The 15,508-nt window shown below is 74.0% G+C and carries 20 protein-coding genes; 10 read left to right on the top strand and 10 right to left on the bottom strand.

Annotated elements, in window-relative coordinates; translation table 11 throughout:
• The 4 genes from HEQ75_RS18850 to hemC form a co-directional block, all read right to left on the bottom strand.
• The coding region (locus tag HEQ75_RS18850) for a heme biosynthesis protein HemY (RefSeq protein ID WP_168033581.1) at positions 1 to 455 on the bottom strand (455 nt) is incomplete at its 3' end.
• Positions 456 to 465: 10 nt separating this feature from the next.
• Positions 466 to 1,674, bottom strand: a complete 1,209-nt coding sequence (locus HEQ75_RS18855; protein WP_168033583.1) for a hypothetical protein — start codon at positions 1,672 to 1,674, stop codon at positions 466 to 468.
• Entirely contained in the window at positions 1,671 to 2,516 is an 846-nt protein-coding gene (locus tag HEQ75_RS18860; protein ID WP_168033585.1) for a uroporphyrinogen-III synthase, read from the bottom strand. The genes HEQ75_RS18855 and HEQ75_RS18860 overlap by 4 nt, the downstream gene beginning before the upstream one ends.
• A 1-nt stretch (position 2,517) precedes the next feature.
• Positions 2,518 to 3,549, bottom strand: a complete 1,032-nt coding sequence (gene hemC / locus HEQ75_RS18865; protein ID WP_168033587.1) for a hydroxymethylbilane synthase — start codon at positions 3,547 to 3,549, stop codon at positions 2,518 to 2,520.
• A 44-nt stretch (positions 3,550 to 3,593) separates the two neighbouring features.
• Here hemC and tsaD point away from each other — a divergent pair, with 44 nt between their 5' ends.
• Genes tsaD through HEQ75_RS18885 form a run of 4 tightly spaced genes read left to right on the top strand, consistent with a single transcriptional unit; the run spans position 3,594 to position 6,818 of the window.
• Positions 3,594 to 4,676, top strand: coding sequence for a tRNA (adenosine(37)-N6)-threonylcarbamoyltransferase complex transferase subunit TsaD (gene tsaD, locus HEQ75_RS18870; RefSeq protein ID WP_168033589.1), 1,083 nt, complete (start codon positions 3,594 to 3,596; stop codon positions 4,674 to 4,676).
• 52 nt (positions 4,677 to 4,728) lie between these two features.
• Positions 4,729 to 4,938, top strand: a complete 210-nt coding sequence (locus HEQ75_RS18875; protein WP_328734389.1) for a YMGG-like glycine zipper-containing protein — start codon at positions 4,729 to 4,731, stop codon at positions 4,936 to 4,938.
• A gap of 48 nt (positions 4,939 to 4,986) precedes the next feature.
• Positions 4,987 to 5,814, top strand: coding sequence for a 23S rRNA (adenine(2030)-N(6))-methyltransferase RlmJ (locus tag HEQ75_RS18880; RefSeq protein WP_168033593.1), 828 nt, complete (start codon positions 4,987 to 4,989; stop codon positions 5,812 to 5,814).
• 8 nt (positions 5,815 to 5,822) lie between these two features.
• Positions 5,823 to 6,818 carry an NAD(P)H-dependent glycerol-3-phosphate dehydrogenase gene (locus tag HEQ75_RS18885; RefSeq protein WP_168033595.1) on the top strand — a complete coding sequence of 332 codons (996 nt, stop codon included), beginning with the start codon at positions 5,823 to 5,825 and terminating at the stop codon, positions 6,816 to 6,818.
• Between the two features lie 104 nt (positions 6,819 to 6,922).
• Here the strand turns inward: HEQ75_RS18885 and HEQ75_RS18890 are convergent, their stop codons facing one another.
• Positions 6,923 to 8,242: a UDP-glucose dehydrogenase family protein gene (locus tag HEQ75_RS18890; RefSeq protein WP_168033597.1), complete on the bottom strand. Its 1,320-nt coding sequence runs from the start codon at positions 8,240 to 8,242 to the stop codon at positions 6,923 to 6,925.
• Between the two features lie 229 nt (positions 8,243 to 8,471).
• Here HEQ75_RS18890 and metW point away from each other — a divergent pair, with 229 nt between their 5' ends.
• Positions 8,472 to 9,071, top strand: coding sequence for a methionine biosynthesis protein MetW (gene metW, locus HEQ75_RS18895; RefSeq protein WP_168033681.1), 600 nt, complete (start codon positions 8,472 to 8,474; stop codon positions 9,069 to 9,071).
• A gap of 13 nt (positions 9,072 to 9,084) precedes the next feature.
• Here metW and HEQ75_RS18900 read toward each other — a convergent pair whose 3' ends face one another.
• Positions 9,085 to 9,297 carry a hypothetical protein gene (locus HEQ75_RS18900; RefSeq protein WP_168033599.1) on the bottom strand — a complete coding sequence of 71 codons (213 nt, stop codon included), beginning with the start codon at positions 9,295 to 9,297 and terminating at the stop codon, positions 9,085 to 9,087.
• Between the two features lie 254 nt (positions 9,298 to 9,551).
• Here HEQ75_RS18900 and phbB point away from each other — a divergent pair, with 254 nt between their 5' ends.
• Genes phbB through yddG form a run of 4 tightly spaced genes read left to right on the top strand, consistent with a single transcriptional unit; the run spans position 9,552 to position 12,148 of the window.
• On the top strand, positions 9,552 to 10,274 hold the full coding sequence (phbB, locus tag HEQ75_RS18905; protein ID WP_168033601.1) for an acetoacetyl-CoA reductase: 723 nt from the start codon (positions 9,552 to 9,554) through the stop codon (positions 10,272 to 10,274).
• 26 nt (positions 10,275 to 10,300) lie between these two features.
• Positions 10,301 to 10,942 (top strand): YciI family protein, encoded by a 642-nt coding sequence (locus HEQ75_RS18910; RefSeq protein ID WP_235961953.1) that lies wholly within the window; start codon positions 10,301 to 10,303, stop codon positions 10,940 to 10,942.
• Positions 10,935 to 11,306, top strand: coding sequence for a carboxymuconolactone decarboxylase family protein (locus HEQ75_RS18915; protein WP_168033603.1), 372 nt, complete (start codon positions 10,935 to 10,937; stop codon positions 11,304 to 11,306). The genes HEQ75_RS18910 and HEQ75_RS18915 overlap by 8 nt, the downstream gene beginning before the upstream one ends.
• Positions 11,303 to 12,148 carry an aromatic amino acid exporter YddG gene (gene yddG, locus HEQ75_RS18920; protein ID WP_168033605.1) on the top strand — a complete coding sequence of 282 codons (846 nt, stop codon included), beginning with the start codon at positions 11,303 to 11,305 and terminating at the stop codon, positions 12,146 to 12,148. Before HEQ75_RS18915 ends, yddG begins: the two co-directional genes overlap by 4 nt.
• A gap of 9 nt (positions 12,149 to 12,157) precedes the next feature.
• Here the strand turns inward: yddG and HEQ75_RS18925 are convergent, their stop codons facing one another.
• The 4 genes from HEQ75_RS18925 to gloB form a co-directional block, all read right to left on the bottom strand.
• Positions 12,158 to 12,763, bottom strand: a complete 606-nt coding sequence (locus HEQ75_RS18925; RefSeq protein WP_168033607.1) for an SAM-dependent methyltransferase — start codon at positions 12,761 to 12,763, stop codon at positions 12,158 to 12,160.
• Positions 12,760 to 13,209 carry a cupin domain-containing protein gene (locus HEQ75_RS18930; protein ID WP_168033609.1) on the bottom strand — a complete coding sequence of 150 codons (450 nt, stop codon included), beginning with the start codon at positions 13,207 to 13,209 and terminating at the stop codon, positions 12,760 to 12,762. Before HEQ75_RS18930 ends, HEQ75_RS18925 begins: the two co-directional genes overlap by 4 nt.
• Positions 13,210 to 13,233: 24 nt before the next feature.
• Positions 13,234 to 13,833 (bottom strand): glutathione S-transferase N-terminal domain-containing protein, encoded by a 600-nt coding sequence (locus HEQ75_RS28830; protein WP_168033611.1) that lies wholly within the window; start codon positions 13,831 to 13,833, stop codon positions 13,234 to 13,236.
• Between the two features lie 97 nt (positions 13,834 to 13,930).
• Positions 13,931 to 14,668 (bottom strand): hydroxyacylglutathione hydrolase, encoded by a 738-nt coding sequence (gloB, locus tag HEQ75_RS18940; protein WP_168033613.1) that lies wholly within the window; start codon positions 14,666 to 14,668, stop codon positions 13,931 to 13,933.
• A gap of 63 nt (positions 14,669 to 14,731) precedes the next feature.
• Between gloB and HEQ75_RS18945 the strand changes: the two genes are divergently transcribed.
• On the top strand, positions 14,732 to 15,466 hold the full coding sequence (locus HEQ75_RS18945) for a class I SAM-dependent methyltransferase (RefSeq protein WP_168033615.1): 735 nt from the start codon (positions 14,732 to 14,734) through the stop codon (positions 15,464 to 15,466).
• The last annotated feature ends 42 nt before the right edge of the window (positions 15,467 to 15,508 follow it).

Here is a 15,508-nt window from a genome sequence, read left to right on the forward strand (position 1 = left end):
AACCGCGCCTCAGGCATCGCCGCCAACTGGCGGAACACCTCGGTGGCCGCCGATTCGCGCCCGGCGAGGCGTTCCGCCTCGGCGGCCAGCAGCAGGGTCTGCGGCGTGTCGCCCAGCCCCTTGCGGGCGCGGCGGACCTCGATCCGCGCCGAATCCGGCGTGCCGGCGGCCAGTGCCACCAGGGCGCGGGTCAGCGCCGCATCGCCCTCGCCGCGCCGCCGCGCGGCGCGCCGGGCACGCATCCGCGCCGGCAGCCGGCCGAGCGCGGCCAGCGCCGCCAGCAGCAGGTGCAGGACGAGGAACAGCACCGCCAGCAGCAGCAGGGCCACCGGCAGGCCGACCAGCACCTCGGCCTCGCCGACGCGGATTTCCACCGCGCCGCCGAGCTGGGCGACCCACAGGATGCCGGCCACGCCGGCGGCCAGGAGAACCAGGTAGAGAAGGGCGCTGCGCATGGTGCCGATCCTACCCCGCCGCCAGGCTGCGCAGCGCGGCGCGGGCCGCGATCAGCGCTTCCGCCTGGGCTATCCAGTCGCCCATCGCCTGCTGCGCCTCCGGCGACAGCCGCCGCAGCGGCGGCAGGCTGCCGGCCAGGTCGCCGGCTTCCAGGGCGCGGCGGGATTTCTCGATCTCGGCCGCGGCCGCGTCGCCCCACAGCACCGCCTCGCCACGCCGCACCGTCACCAGCCCGGACAGGCGTGCCAGCGCCGAGTCGACCACGCCCTGGCCCTGCCGGCCTGGATCGCTTGCCGCCATGGCGTCGCGCGCCGCCTCCTCGAAGCGCAGGCGCAGACCGGCCTCGGTGGGCGGCGCGGTCTCCGCGAAGCGGGACAGGGCGGAGGGTGGGTCGCGCAGGGTGGACAGCGCGCCGCCCAGCCGCTGCCCGGCTTCCAGTGCCGCGCGCAGCTGGTCCAGCGTCGCCATCCTGCCGGCGCGGCCTTCCAGCGCCGCCAGGCGCTGCGCCTGGCCCTCCAGCTCCGCAATCCGGGCGGCCTGCGCCTCCGCGGTGGAACGGCGTTCGGCCAGCTGCTGTTCCAGCGTGGCCAGCCGCTGCGTCAGCGTCGTCTCCAGCGCGCCGAGGCGCTCCGCGCCGCGCGACTGCGCCTGCTCGGCATTGGCGAGGCGGGCGGCCGCTTCCTGGGCCACGCCCTCGATCCGGGCGGAGCTGGCGGTGGCGCGGGCCTCCTCCTGCCGGATCGCCGCTTCAAGCCGCTGTGCCAGGCCATCGACCCGCTGCGTCAGCGCCTCCAGCCCCGCGCGCGGGGCGAGCGTGGCGGGATCGACCACGGGGCGCGCGCCGAGTTCGCGGGTCGCACCCTCCAGCGCGGTCAGCCGCTGGTCGAGCGGGGCGAGGTCGGGCGCCGGGCGGCCTTCCAGCGCGGCGATGCGGCCCTCAAGCGGGGCGAGGTCCGGCGCGGCGCGGCCTTCCAGCGCGGCCAGCCGCGCTTCCAGCGGCGCCAGGTTCGGCGCGGGGCGGCCTTCCAGGCTCGCCAGCCGGCCCTCCAGCGCCGCATCAGCGGGCGCGGCGGCCTGCTCGGTCGGCAGCGGCCGGGCCAGCAGCCAGGCAACGGCGCCGACCAGCACCACCGCGGCCACCAGGATGGGCAGCGCGGCCGGGTCCATGCGCAAGCGGCGGAGCCGTTCGGCGAGGGAGGGGGGAGGGGTCTGGCTCATGGCTCTCCTCGGTGTCGCAACTCAACGGACCCATCGTCCGGGGCCCCATCGTCCGGGCCCCCATCTTCGGGCCCGTGATCCTGGGGCCCGTCCTGTTCCGGCCCGCCCTCCCCGGCGCCCGGTCCCGGGAAAGCCCCGGGGCCGAGCAGCGCCAGCAAGGCGTCCTCGGTGGGCCGCGCGGCCACGCGCAGGGCGCGCCACCGCACAGGGGCAAGGGCCGCACGCGCCGCTTCCGCGACCCGCCGGCTGAGCACCAACGCCTCCATCCCCGCAAGCGTCGCGGCTTGGCCGGCCTCCCGGAACAGAGTGATGGCACAGCGCGCGGAGCGAGGCGAGTGGAACAGGATGAAGCGCACGCCGCCAATCGCCGCCGCCGCGTCCGACGGCAGGGTGGTGGCCGGGTGGGCGGCATAGGCGATGCGGCGCAGCACGCGGAAGCCGGCGCCGCGCAGCGCCGCCGCCAGATCCTGCGCATAGCCCTGGCCCACCGCCAGCAGCAGCGGCCCGGCGGCAGGGTCCAGCCGCGCGGCGGCGAGCCGGGCCAGATCCGCCGCCGTGCCGGCGGCGACCAAGGCAGGCCAGCCGGCGGCGCGGGCCGCCGCCGCCGTCGCCTCGCCCACCGCCAGCAGGGGCAGGCCAGGGGGTGGCGCCGGCAGGGCGCGGGCGGCGGCACGGCTGGTTACCAGCACCGCCTGGCAGGGTGGCAGCGGCAAGGGTCGTGGCACCAGCACCAGGGCTGGCGCCAGCACCGGCCGGAAGCCAAGCGCCAGAAGCCGGGCGGCGGTTTCCCCGCCGCCCGGCTCCGGTCGCGTCACCAACACCCCGGGGACCGGGGGCGGCATCTCAGGCGAAGAGGTCGGCGGGGCTGTCGCGCCGCAGGCTTGCGCCCAGATCGCGTCCCAGCGCCACCGCCTCGCCCACCGCGCCCAGCGCGCTGCGCTTCAGCAGGAAGGACCCGTCGGCGCGGGCCACCAGGCCGGTCAGATGCAGCCTTCCATCCGACAGCAGCCGCGCATGGCCGCCGATCGGCGTGCGGCAGGAGCCATCGAGCGCCGCCAGCAGCGCCCGCTCCGCCTGGCTGACCGCCGCCGCCTCCCGGTCCTCGATGGCGGAGAGCAGTTCGTGCAGTTCGACATCGTCGGCGCGGACGGTGACGCCGACGATCCCCTGCCCGGCCGCCGGCACCATGGCATCCGGGTCCAGCACGACGGAGGCGCGCTCCTCCAGCCCCAGCCGGCGCAGCCCGGCCAGGGCCAGCAGAGTCGCCGCCGGACCGCCCTCGGCCTGCAGCTTGGACAGGCGGGTCTGCACATTGCCGCGGATCATCTCGATCCGCAGGTCCGGCCGCGCATGCAGGATCTGCGCCTGGCGACGGACGGAGGCGGTGCCGATGACGGCGCCGGCCGGGAGCGCCGCAAAGGGATCGGAGGGATCGGGCACGCCGCAGGCGGGGCCGAGGATCAGCGCATCCCGCGCATCCTCCCGCCGCAGGGTGCAGGCCAGCACGATGCCGGGCGGCAGTTCCGTCTCCAGGTCCTTCAGGCTGTGCACGGCGAAGTCGATCCGCCCATCCAGCAGCGCCTCGTGGATTTCCTTGGCAAAGAGGCCCTTGCCGCCGATATCCGCCAGCCGCCTGTCCTGGATGCGGTCGCCGGAGGTGGCGATGGCGTGTTCCTCGAAGGCCTTGGCGTCGCGCAGCACCGGGCAGAAGCGGGTGATGATCGACAGGAAGTGCCGCGTCTGCCACAGCGCCAGCGGCGAGCCGCGCGTGCCGACGCGCAGGGGCAGGCTGCGGAAATGCGGGCGGATCGCGCCGGTGGGGGCGTGCGGGCCGGGGCGGCGCGGATAGGGCGCGGCGGGATGTGCGGCGGACATGGGCGCCTATTAGGCCCCGCGATGCGCGTATGAAAGGTGCGGGAATGGCAGAGTTTCGGGCCGGCGCGACCGGCCAGCAGGGTCTGGACCAGGGTCTGGACCAGGGGGCGCTGGTGCTGGGCCTCGAATCCTCCTGCGACGAGACCGCCGCCGCCATCCTGCGCGCCGACGGCACCATCCTGGCGGAAGCCGTGCTGTCCCAGCTTGCGGAACACACGCCCTATGGCGGCGTGGTGCCGGAAATTGCGGCCCGGTCGCACCTGGCGCATCTGCCCGCCCTGGTGCGGCGGGTGCTGGATGCGGCAGGCACCACGCCGGCCGGGCTGGCGGCGGTGGCGGCCACCGCCGGGCCGGGGCTGATCGGCGGGCTGATCGTCGGCGCCACGCTGGGCAAGGGCATCGCCATCAGCCAGGGCATTCCCTATGTGGCGGTCAACCACCTGGAAGGCCATGCGCTGACGCCGCGGCTGCCGGGGGTGCATCCGGGCGGGCTCGCCTTTCCCTACCTGCTGCTGCTGCTGTCCGGCGGACATTGCCAATGCGTGCTGGTGGAGGGGGTGGGCCGGCACCGGCGGCTGGGCACCACGCTGGACGATGCGGTGGGCGAGGCCTTCGACAAATCCGCCAAGCTGCTCGGCCTGCCCTGGCCGGGCGGGCCGCATCTGGAACGCCTGGCGGCAGGTGGCGACGCCACCCGCTTCACCCTGCCGCGGCCGCTGCTCGGCCGGCCGGGCTGCGATTTCTCCTTCAGCGGGCTGAAGACGGCGGTGGCGAACATCGTCGCCAAGGGGCTGGACGAGCAGGGCCGCGCCGATGTCGCCGCCGGCTTCCAGGCCGCCGTCGCCGCCACCCTGGCGAACCGCGCGGCGCATGCGTTGGCGATGGCGCCGGGGGCGACGGCGCTGGTGGTCTCGGGTGGGGTCGCGGCCAACCAGGGGGTGCGCGCGGCGCTGGCGGGCGTCGCGGCGCGCGCCGGGCTGCCGATGGTGGCGCCGCCGATCCGGCTCTGCACCGACAATGCCGTGATGATCGCCTGGGCCGGGATCGAGCGGCTGCGCGCCGGGCTGGTGGACGCGCTGGACCACGCACCGCGGCCGCGCTGGCCCCTGTCGGAGATTGGCGCCTGAACCAATGGCCGCCTCCCGCGTTTTCGGACCGCACGCAATGGAGGACGTTACAATGACCGTGTTTCCTCGGCTGGCCGCGGCGCTGGTCCTGACGCTCGCCGTCGCCGCCTGCGGCAGTTCCCCTGGCAGCCGGGCCGTCTCCGGCGGCCTGCTCGGCGCCGGCACGGGCGCGGCGGTGGGTTCGCTCTCCGGCGATGCCGGCACCGGCGCGCTGATCGGCGGCGGCCTCGGTGCGGTGGGCGGCGCCGCGACAGCCCGCTGACCGCCCGGCGGGTTGCGCCGCCACCCCGGCGGCGCTACCCGCTGCGGCGTGAACTACCGACATGCCTTCCACGCCGGCAATGCCTGCGACGTCGCCAAGCATGCCCTGCTGGTGGCGCTGCTGCGGGCGCTCGCCGCCAAGGACAAGCCCTTCCGCGTGCTGGACACGCATGCGGGCCTCGGCAGCTATGTCCTCGCCTCCTCCGAGGCGGAACGCACCGGCGAATGGCGCCAGGGCATCGGCCGCGTCGCCGATGTCATGGCAGGGCCCCTGGCGGATTATGCCGGGCTGGTCCGCGCCGCCGGCTTCCCGGACATCTATCCCGGCTCTCCGGAGCTCGCCCGCGCCCTGCTGCGGCCGGATGACCGCCTGGTGCTGTGCGAGCTGCACCCCGATGACCACGCGACGCTGCGCCACCATTACGCGCGGGACCGTCAGGTTGCCGTGCATCACCGCGATGCGTGGGAGGCGGTGGAGGCGCTGACGCCCTTCCCCGAGCGCCGAGGCTTGGTGCTGATCGACCCGCCCTTCGAGCAGCCCGGCGAGTTCGAGCGCTGCGCCGCCGCGCTGGCCCGGCTGCGCCACCGTTTCCGGGCCGGCATCGTCGCCGCCTGGTACCCCATCAAGCACCGCGCCCCGGTGCGCGCCTTCCACACCGCGCTGCGGGAGGCGCCGGTGGCGGATGCCATCGCCGCGGAACTGCTGCTGCGCGAGCCCATGGACCCGACCCGGCTGAATGGCTGCGGCCTGCTGGTGGTGAACGCGCCCTTCGGCTTCGCCGCACAGGCCGAGGCCATCCTGCAGGCGCTGGTGCCGCTGCTGGCCCCCGGCGAGCCCGGCGCCGCCGCCGGCCTCACCCGCATCACGGCCGAATAGGGGGTTCCATGGCGCCACGCGCACGCCGTCGCATCGCCGTGATGGGCGCCGGGGCCTGGGGCACGGCCCTGGCGCTGCAGGCGGCGCGTGCCGGCAATGCGGTGGCCTTGTGGACACGGGACGGGACCCGTGCCGCAGCCATCGACCAATCGCGGGAGAATGCCCTCTACCTGCCCGGGCTGCCGCTGACGCCGGCCATCACCGTCACCGCCGATGCCGCCACCGCGCTGGAGGGCGCGCTTCTTGCCCTGCTGGTGGTGCCGGTGCAGCACCTGCGCGGCATGCTGCAGGCTTGGCCCGCCACCGGCTGTCCGCTGGTGGTCTGCGCCAAGGGGGTGGAGCGCGGCACCTTGCGCCTGCCGCTGGAAATCCTCGAGGCAGTGCGCCCCGCCGCCCCCGCCGCCGTGCTCTCCGGGCCGAATTTCGCGCATGAGGTGGCCCGCGGCCTGCCGGCCGCCGCCGTGCTGGCCAGCCGCGACGCGGCCTTGCGCCGCCTGGCGGGCGAGGTGCTGGGCACCGCCGGCTTCCGGCTCTATGGCGGCGACGACCCGATGGGGGTGCAGGTGGGCGGCGCGGCGAAGAACGTCATCGCCATCGCCGCCGGCGCGGTGATCGGAGCCGGGTTGGGCGAAAATGCCCGCGCCGCGCTGGTGACGAGGGGCCTGGCGGAATTGTCGCGCCTGACAGTGGCGCTGGGCGGGCGGGCGGAGACGGCGGCGGGGCTTTCCGGCCTCGGCGACCTGCTGCTGACCACCACCGGCCCGGGCAGCCGCAACACCTCGCTCGGCATGGAACTCGGCCGCGGCACGCCGCTCGCCACCGCGCTGGCCGGCCGTGTCAGCGTGGCGGAGGGGGTGGAGACGGCGCCCGCCATCGTCGCCCGTGCGGCGGAAGCCGGGGTGGAGTTGCCGATCTGCGCCGCGGTGGCGGAATTGCTCGCCGGGTCGCTTTCGGTCGGCGAGGCCATGGGGCGGCTGCTCGCCCGCCCCCGCCGCGACGAGTAGGGTCAGGGGCGGCCTTCGGCAATCCGCCGGTCCCTGCCACCCGCCTCACCCGCCAAGGGGGCCGCTGGCGGCCGGCGCAGGGCGGGGGGCAACCCCGGCCGGCGTCAGGGCCGGCCGATGCTGCGGTAGCGGAAGCCGGCCTCGCGCATCGCCTGCGGGTCATAGACGTTGCGCAGATCCTCAATCACCACGCCGCGCATCGCCGCCTTCAGCCGCGCCGGCGGCAGCGCCCGGAATTCGTTCCACTCCGTCAGCACCACCAGCGCATCCGCGCCCTCCGCCGCATCCAGCGCGCCCGTCGCATAGGCGATGCCCGCCGGCAGCATCTGCTTCGCATGCGCCATCGCCACCGGGTCATAGGCGCGGATCAGCGCCCCCGCCTCCACCAGCTTCGGCAGCACCACCAGCGACGGCGCGTCCCGCATGTCGTCCGTCTCCGGCTTGAACGCCAGCCCCAGCACCGCGATCGTCTTGCCCGCCACGCTGCCGCCGCAGGCCGCGATCACCCGGTCCGCCATCTGCGCCTTGCGCGCATCATTGATCGCGATCGTCGTCTCGATCAGCGTCAGCGGGCTGTCATAGTCCCGCGCCGTCCGCGCCACCGCCAGCGTGTCCTTCGGGAAGCAGGACCCGCCATAACCCGGCCCCGGGTGCAGGAATTTGCGGCCGATCCGGCCATCCAGCCCGACGCCGCGCGCCACGTCGTGCACATCCGCGCCCACCTTCTCGCACAGGTCGGCAATCTCGTTGATGAAGGAGATCTTCATCGCCAGGAAGGCATTCGCCGCATATTTCGTCAGCTCCGCCGTCTCCAGCGAGGTGTTGACGATCGGCGTCTCCATCAGGAACAGCGGCCGGTAGATGCGCCGCAGCAATTCCTGGGCCCGCTGCCCCAGCGGCCCTTCCTCCACCCCCACCACCACCCGGTCCGGGCGCATGAAGTCGCCGATGGCGTTGCCCTCGCGCAGGAATTCCGGATTCGACGCCACCGCGATCTGCAGGTCCGGCCGCACCCGCGTGACGATCTCCTTCACCTGCCGGCCGGTGCCGACCGGCACGGTGGATTTCGTCACCAGCACGATCGGCCCGCGCGCCGCGCGCGCGACCTGCTCGGCCGCGGCGAAGACGAAGGACAGGTCGGCATGCCCATCGCCACGCCGGGAAGGCGTGCCGACGGCCAGGAAAACCGCATCCGCCCCTTCCATCGCCGCATCGAGATCGGTGCCGAACACCAGCCGGCCGTCCCGCGCATTGTCCGCCACAAGCTGGTCCAGCCCAGGCTCGTAGATCGGAATCCGGCCGGCATGCAGCGCCGCGATCTTCGCCGGGTCCGCATCCACCACATGAACCTGCATGCCAAATTCAGCAAAGCACGCACCGGATACGAGCCCAACATAGCCGGCACCGATCATCACAAGGCGCACATGCAACTCCGTCGTCTCACGCGGTGCGTCTTATCCTGCGACTGCGCACAAAAACAAAGCCGCCCCCGCCGTCGCGGCCGCGCACAGTTGCGGCACTGCACTGCAAGGCGGCCGGCCGCGGAAGCCCGCACTGGACGGCGGGGCGGCGCGGCGGCTAGAGGGGCCGCCTGTCCTGCTGGGAGGGGTGCCGGTGCCCGACGCGGTCGAGGTGCGCTTCGTCGCCAAGAACATGCGGCTGGACCTGCGGCTGATCGCGGAGATGGTGGCCCCGGGCGCCCGGGTGCTGGACATCGGCTGCGGCGATGGCGCGCTGATCGAATACCTGACTCGGGAGAAGCGGGCCGATGCCCGCGGCATCGAGATCGACATGGCGGAGGCGACGGAGGCGGTGGCGGCCGGCCTGCCGGTGATCCACGGCGATGCCGATGCCGACCTGGAATTCTACCCCGACAGCGCCTTCGACTATGTGGTGCTGTCCCGCACCCTGCAGGCGGTGGAACGGCCGCGGGAAGTGCTGCGCCAGATGCTGCGCATCGGCGCCCGGGCCATCGTCTCCTTCCCCAATTTCGGCCATTGGCAGTTGCGCAGCCGGCTGCTGCTGTCCGGGCGGATGCCGGACAACGAGACCTGGAGCCGGCCCTGGTACGAGACGCCGAACATCCATCCCTGCACCATCCGCGACTTCTTCGCGCTGTGCGCCATGGAAGGCTATGTGGTGGAACGCTGGCTGGCGGTGGACGAGAAGGGCCTGCGTTCCCCCTGGAAGCGCTCCCCCTGGCTGGCCAATCTGTTCGGCGAACAGGCGCTGTTCCTGCTGCGCCGCGGCTGAGGCGGGGCGCGCTTCAGTTCAGCCGGATGCCGGCCGGGGCGCGGTCCTGCGGCATCAGCGCCGCCGCCAGCGCCGCATGACGCGCCGCACCTTCGGCGCCGAGACGGCGACACTCGGCCTCGACATATTCCAGGATCAGCACCAGGGCGTTGCGATCCGTCGCCTGGGCATCGGCGGCGGATTGCTGACCATCGGGCACGGTCGGGGCGACGGGCATTCGGGACATGGTTGGCGTTCCTGGCGACGAGGCTGGACCTCACCCCATGCTATGCCACGTCACTCACGGTTCCGTGAAGATGCAATCGTAACGCGAAGCGTTCAACCTCCGGTTTTTCCGCGCCGCCCGATGCAATCGGCCGAAACGCGCGGGGGCCCCGGTCGGCCCGGGCACCGCATGGGCGGGAATTGCGCGTATCGGTTGGGCAAGCGAGGATGGGCGGCGCCCGCCGGGGTGGCGCGCCAACAGGGAAGGACGCCGAAATGGCACGAGTTGCAGTGGTGACAGGCGGCCAGCGCGGCATCGGCGCCGCGATCAGCGAGGCGTTGCAGGCCGCCGGCCGCAAGGTCGTCGCCTCCTACGCCGGGAACGAGGCGGCGGCGCAGGCCTTCACCGAGCGCACCGGGATCCCCTGCTATAAATTCGACGTCGGTGATTTCGAGGCCTGCGTCGCCGCGGTGCAGACGATCGAGGCGGAGCAGGGCCCGATCGAGATCCTGGTGAACAATGCCGGCATCACCCGCGACGCCATGATGCGCAAGCTGACGCGCCAGATGTGGGACGACGTCATCGATACCAACCTCGGCTCCTGCTACAACATGTGCAAGGCGGTCTGGGACGGCATGAGCGCCCGGAAGTTCGGCCGCATCGTCAACATCGGCTCCATCAACGGCCAGGCCGGGCAGCTCGGCCAGGTGAACTACGCCGCCGCGAAATCCGGCATCCACGGCTTCACCAAGGCGCTGGCCCTGGAAGGCGCGCGCAACCAGATCACGGTGAACGCCGTCGCCCCCGGCTATGTGGACACGGAGATGGTGCGCGCCGTGCCGCCGGACGTGCTGGAGAAGATCATCGCCCGCATCCCGCGCGGCCGGCTGGGCACGGCGCAGGACATCGCCCGCGGCGTCGCCTTCCTGACGGCGGATGAGGCCGACTTCGTCACCGGATCGACGCTGTCGATCAATGGCGGGCAGCACATGTACTGAAGGACGCTACGGGAGGACGCGGGGCCATGACCTGGGCGATCCTGGGCTGGGACGGCACGGATGCGGCGGCGCCGGGGCGCCGCGCTGCCGTGCGGGAAGCGCATCTGGCCTTCATCACCGCGGAAGCCGCGGCCGGGCGCCTGCTGCTCGGCCTGCCGCTGCAGGACGAGGCCGGGCACAGCCTGGGCTCGCTGATGCTGGTGGCGGGCGATGCGACGGCGCGCGACGCCTATCTGGCGGCGGAGCCCTTCGCCACCGCCGGCGTCTGGCAGCGGGTGGCGGCACATGGCTTCCGCATCGCCCCCCTGCCCTACCTTCCCTGGCCGCCGCCGGACGCACCGCCGCCCGCGGGCCGCACCCATTCCGTGCTGATCGGCTGGGACGGCACCGATGCGGGCGCGCTGGACCGCCGCCTGGCGGCCCGGCCGGCGCATTTCGCCCGCGTCGGGCCGATGGCAGCGGACGGCACGCTGCTGTTCGGCGGCGCGCTGCTGGATGACGCCGGCCGGATGGTGGGCTCGCTGGCCGCCACAAGCCACACCAGCCATGCCGAGGCCCGGGCCTGGCTGGAGGCGGACCCCTATGTCACCGGCGATGTCTGGCGCGACATCGCCATCCACGCCACTGCCTTCCGCGCCCTGCCCTACCGGCCGCTGCCCAATGGCTGAGGATTTCGCGCCGGAGGCGCTGGCCGTCTTCGAGGCGATCAAGGCCGCGCGCGGGGTGCCGGAGGTGAACAACTTCTGGAAGTCGCTCGCCGTGGACCCGGTGCTGCTGCGCCGGACCTGGGAGAGCCTGTCCGCCGTCATGGCACCCGGCGCGCTGGACCCCTTGGTGAAGGAGATGCTGTACCTCGCCGCCTCCATGACCAGCGGCTGCGCCTATTGCATCGCCAGCCACACCGCCGCCGCCCGCGCCCGCGGCATGACACCGGCGCAGTACGGCGAATTGCTGGCGGTGGTCGGCATGGCGGCGGAGACCAACCGGCTGGCGGAGGCGCTGCGCGTGCCGATCGACCCGCAGTTCCAGTGACGCCCGCTACCCTGGCCGGCTGCGGCGCGCTGGCGCTGTGGGCCTTCCTGGCCCTGCTGTCCCGGCTTTCGGCCGGGCTGCCGCCGTTGCAGATCACCGCCATGGGCTTTGCCGTGGGCGGCACGGTGGGGCTGGCGGTGGTGGCGGCGCAGGGGCGGCTGGCCCTGCTGCGCCAGCCGCCGATCGCCTGGCTGCACGGTGCCGGCGGGCTGTTCGGCTACCACGCGCTGTATTTCGCCGCGCTGGCCCTGGCGCCGGCGGTGGAAGCCAATCTGATCAACTACCTGTGGCCGCTGCTGATCGTGCTGCTGTCGGCGCCGCTGCGCGGCCTGCGGCTGGGGCCGGCGCGGCTGGCCGGGGTGTTCATGGGCTTCGCCGGCTGCGCCCTGCTGGTGGGCACCGGCGCGGCCTTCCCGCCGGAAGCGGTGCCGGGCTTCCTGGCGGCGCTGGGGGCCGCGGTGGTCTGGGCCGTCTATTCCGTGGCCGCCGGCACGCGCCGGCTGGTGCGGGTGCCGACCGAGGCGGTGGCCGGCTTCTGCCTGGCGGCGGCCCTGCTGGCGGCGGTCGCCCATCTGGCCTTCGAGGCGACGGTGGTGCCGGATGCCGGGCAGTGGGTGGCGGTGGTTCTGCTGGGCCTCGGCCCGGTCGGCGCCGCCTTCTTCCTGTGGGATGTCGGCATGAAGCGCGGCGACCCGCGGCTGCTGGGCACCCTGGCCTATGCGGTGCCCGTCGCCTCCACCCTGCTGCTGATCCTGGCCGGGGAGGGCGCCTTCAGCGCCAAGGTGGTGCTGGCGACCGCGCTGGTCGCCGGTGGCGGGTTCGCGGCGGCGCGGGCGCGGTAAAGCCGGCGCCTACGGCTTGCGCAGCAGCGCCCGCACCACCTCCGCCTGGCCCTGGTGGCGCGGCCCTTCGTCCAGCGCGACGGTGCCTTCCAGCAATTCCTCCACCGCCAGCCCGGCGAACAATTCCTCGACGATGGCGCGGGTCCAGAGCAGTTCGGGCAGCTTCGGCCCGCCGCTGCGCCGCCCATGCTGGGCCGGCGAAAAACATTCCAGCGCCAGCAGCCCGCCCGGCGCCAGCGCCCGCACCACCCCGGCCGCGGCCGCGGCGCGATCCTCGGGCGGCAAATGCACAAAGATCCAGGCCACCAGGTCGAAACCGGCCGCCGGATAGGCCCAGGCGGCGGCATCGGCGGCAACCGTCCCCAGCGCCACGCCGCGGCGCTCCGCCAGCGCCCGGGCCTTGGCCAGGCCCACCGGCGACCAGTCCAGCGACGTGGTCCGCAGCCCGCGTTCGGCCAGCCAGACGCCGTTGCGGCCTTCGCCATCGCCGATCGCCAGCGCCCGCATCCCCGGCCGCAGCCGCGGCGCCAGGCTTTCGAGGTAGCGGTTCGGCGCCTCCCCGAACTGGAAGCTGCCGCCGGCGTAGCGCTCGTCCCAGGCCAGGCTCGTGCTCATGCGCCCGGACGCCAGCCGGGCGCGGCCAGTTCGAAGCCGGCGAAGTCGAAGGCCGGGGAGACGGTGCAGGAAACCAGGCACCAGCGATCCGCCGCCGGCCAGGCCGCCTGCCACCAGCCCTTCGGCACCACGCCCATCAGCGCCTGGCCGGCACCGAGGCCCGGGCCAAGCCGAATCTCGGCATCCACCGCCGTGCCGTCCCGCGACAGGGCCAGCACCAGCGGCCCGCCGGCCTGCCAGAACCAGCATTCCGCCGCATCCACCCGGTGCCAGTGGCTGCGCTGCCCGGCATCGAGCAGGAAGTGGATGGCGGTGCCGGCCCCCCGGCCACCCTCCGCCGGCACATCCCGCCACATCTCCCGGTAATGCCCGCCTTCCGGATGCGGGGCGAGGCCGAGCGCGGCGACGAGGTCGGCGGCGCCCAGCCGGGGGTCACTCAGGTCCATGGGGTCGCTCCAACGCAGAAACGCTCAGCCCGGCGGTGCGGTGCGGGCCAGGGCCGGGGCGCGGGAGACCTCGGTGAACCAGTCCGCCAGGCGCGGGTGCTGGCCGCGCCAGGGCTCGTCCGGGAAGCGGAAATCCAGGTAGCCCAGGGCGCAGGCCACCGCGACCTCTCCCACATCCGCAAGGCCCTGCGGCGGGTCGGCTTCCAGCGCCGCCAGGCCGCGCTCCACCGCGGCCTTCTGGCGGGCGACGAAGGCCAGGCGGGTGTCGTCCATCGGCTTGCCGAAGCGCATCCGCCGCGCCACGGCCGCGTCCATGATGCCATCCGCCAGGGCGTGGCGGATCTGCGCCGCCAGGCGGGCCAGGCTGCCGGTGGGCGGGAACAGCGGCGGCAATTCGCCGACCGTGTCCAGGTATTCGCAGATCACCCGGCTGTCGAAGACCGGGCGGCCGTCATCCGTCACCAGCGCCGGCACCTTGGACAGCGGGTTGTCCTGCAGCAGCGCCTCGGGCGAGGCGTGCGGGTCGGTGATGACGAGGTCGATGCGGCCCTCGATGCCGCGCAGGATGGCGCAGGCCAGGACCTTGCGGGCGAAGGGGCTGGCATGGGCGAAGTGCAGTTTCATGGCGCGAATTCCCTGGCGGCGGGCCCGACCGATCCCGGCGCCCTGTGCGGCGCAGCATGGCAGGATCGGTCGGCCGGGGAAATGTTGCGCGGCGCCTTCAGCCGCGGAAGTGGTTCTTCGCCTCCCGCCGCGCGGTGAATTCGGCCAGGTCGCGGGCGCGGAAATAGGGGTTGGCCGCCAGTTCCTGCGCCAGCGTGGTGGGCACGGTGGGGCGGCCCGCGGCGCGCAGCGCGCCGGCGGCCTCGGCTTCCGCCCGCAGCGCCTTGTTGCCCGGCTCCACCGTCAGGGCGAAGCGGGCATTGGCTTCCGTGTATTCATGGCCGCAGCAGAAGCGCGTGTTCGGCGGCAGCTTGGCCAGGCGCTGGAAGGACCTGTACAGCGCCTCCATACCCCCCGCCTCCAGCGGCCGGCCGCAGCCCAGCGCAAACACCACGTCGCCGCAGAGAAGAAAATGGTCGGCGGCGAAGTGGAAGGCGATGTGGCCGGTGGTGTGGCCGGGCAGGTGCATCACCTTGGCCTGGGCGGCGCCGAAGGCGACGGTGTCACCCTCCCCCACCGCTTCGTCCAGCTTCGGCAGCCGATGCGCGTCCGGTGCGCCGCCGATCAGCCGCGCGCCGGGGAAGCGGGCCTGCAGCTCCGCCACGCCATTGATGTGGTCGCCATGGTGATGGGTCAGCAGGATGGCGTCCAGCCTGCCGCCGGCCGCCTCCACCGCCGCGATGGCCGGTGCGGCCTCGCCCGGGTCGCAGATGCCGATGGCACCCGTCGGCCCGTCCCGCAGCAGCCACAGGTAGTTGTCCTCCAGGCAGGGAACCGCTTCCACCTTCACCGACATGCGCGCCACCTTCCCCAGCACAGCCCCGGTCCAAACCGGGGCGATCCACCCTATATCCCCGGCATGACGGTCGAGGTCCATGCTTTGCTGGCGTTCTACGCCTCGCCCGGTGGTGCCGTCGCGGCGCGGCTGGTGCGGGACCGGCTGGCCGTGCTGTGGCCGCTGCTGCCCGGGCAGTCCGTGCTCGGCATCGGCCATGCCGCGCCCTATCTCGGCCTGTGGCAGCGGGAGGCGGCGCGCTGCATCGCGCTGACGCCCTCCCAGGGCGGCACCGCGCAGGCGGCGCCCTGGCCGCCCGCGGCGCCCGGCGCCCCGCCGCCCCGCTCCGCCGCCCTGCTGGCGGAGGAGGACACCCTGCCCTTCGCCGATGCCAGCTTCGACCGCGTGCTGCTGGTGCACGGGCTGGAGGCGGCGGAGAATGCCCGGCGCCTGCTGCGGGAGGCCTGGCGCGTGCTGCGCGACGATGGCCGCATCATCGTCGTGGTGCCGAACCGCCTGGGGCTGTGGGCGCAGCTGGAACGCACGCCCTTCGGCCATGGCCAGCCCTATTCCGCCGGCCAGATCGCCCGGCTGCTGGCACGCCACCTGTTCATGGCCGAACGGCGGGAGGCAGCGCTGTTCCTGCCGCCGCTCGGCCTGCGCTTCCTGGCCGCCACCGCCGCCCCGTGCGAGCGGCTAGGCCGCGCGCTGTGCCCCCGCCTGGCCGGCGTCGCGATCGTGGAGGCGCGGAAGGATCTGCTGGCGGCGGTGCCGGCCGGCGCCCCGGCGCTGCGCCGCCGCATGGTGCTGCCGGCCTGAGGTCGGTTCCCGGCCCCTGGGCGCCGGCCTGGCTTCGCCGCA

The organism is Falsiroseomonas selenitidurans (assembly GCF_012103215.1).
Lineage (GTDB): Bacteria > Pseudomonadota > Alphaproteobacteria > Acetobacterales > Acetobacteraceae > Falsiroseomonas > Falsiroseomonas selenitidurans.

What these genes read in the sequence shown, in the direction of transcription:
- HEQ75_RS18875 (WP_328734389.1), top strand. Translation starts at nt 4,729, where the DNA reads ATGACCGTGTTTCCTCGGCTGGCCGCGGCGCTGGTCCTGACGCTCGCC.
- HEQ75_RS18930 (WP_168033609.1), bottom strand. Translation starts at nt 13,209, where the DNA reads ATGGACCTGAGTGACCCCCGGCTGGGCGCCGCCGACCTCGTCGCCGCG.
- HEQ75_RS18915 (WP_168033603.1), top strand. Translation starts at nt 10,935, where the DNA reads ATGGCTGAGGATTTCGCGCCGGAGGCGCTGGCCGTCTTCGAGGCGATC.
- HEQ75_RS18900 (WP_168033599.1), bottom strand. Translation starts at nt 9,297, where the DNA reads ATGTCCCGAATGCCCGTCGCCCCGACCGTGCCCGATGGTCAGCAATCC.
- gloB (WP_168033613.1), bottom strand. Translation starts at nt 14,668, where the DNA reads ATGTCGGTGAAGGTGGAAGCGGTTCCCTGCCTGGAGGACAACTACCTG.
- HEQ75_RS18885 (WP_168033595.1), top strand. Translation starts at nt 5,823, where the DNA reads ATGGCGCCACGCGCACGCCGTCGCATCGCCGTGATGGGCGCCGGGGCC.
- hemC (WP_168033587.1), bottom strand. Translation starts at nt 3,549, where the DNA reads ATGTCCGCCGCACATCCCGCCGCGCCCTATCCGCGCCGCCCCGGCCCG.
- HEQ75_RS18910 (WP_235961953.1), top strand. Translation starts at nt 10,301, where the DNA reads ATGACCTGGGCGATCCTGGGCTGGGACGGCACGGATGCGGCGGCGCCG.
- tsaD (WP_168033589.1), top strand. Translation starts at nt 3,594, where the DNA reads ATGGCAGAGTTTCGGGCCGGCGCGACCGGCCAGCAGGGTCTGGACCAG.
- HEQ75_RS28830 (WP_168033611.1), bottom strand. Translation starts at nt 13,833, where the DNA reads ATGAAACTGCACTTCGCCCATGCCAGCCCCTTCGCCCGCAAGGTCCTG.
- HEQ75_RS18925 (WP_168033607.1), bottom strand. Translation starts at nt 12,763, where the DNA reads ATGAGCACGAGCCTGGCCTGGGACGAGCGCTACGCCGGCGGCAGCTTC.
- metW (WP_168033681.1), top strand. Translation starts at nt 8,472, where the DNA reads ATGCGGCTGGACCTGCGGCTGATCGCGGAGATGGTGGCCCCGGGCGCC.
- HEQ75_RS18860 (WP_168033585.1), bottom strand. Translation starts at nt 2,516, where the DNA reads ATGCCGCCCCCGGTCCCCGGGGTGTTGGTGACGCGACCGGAGCCGGGC.
- HEQ75_RS18945 (WP_168033615.1), top strand. Translation starts at nt 14,732, where the DNA reads ATGACGGTCGAGGTCCATGCTTTGCTGGCGTTCTACGCCTCGCCCGGT.
- phbB (WP_168033601.1), top strand. Translation starts at nt 9,552, where the DNA reads ATGGCACGAGTTGCAGTGGTGACAGGCGGCCAGCGCGGCATCGGCGCC.
- HEQ75_RS18855 (WP_168033583.1), bottom strand. Translation starts at nt 1,674, where the DNA reads ATGAGCCAGACCCCTCCCCCCTCCCTCGCCGAACGGCTCCGCCGCTTG.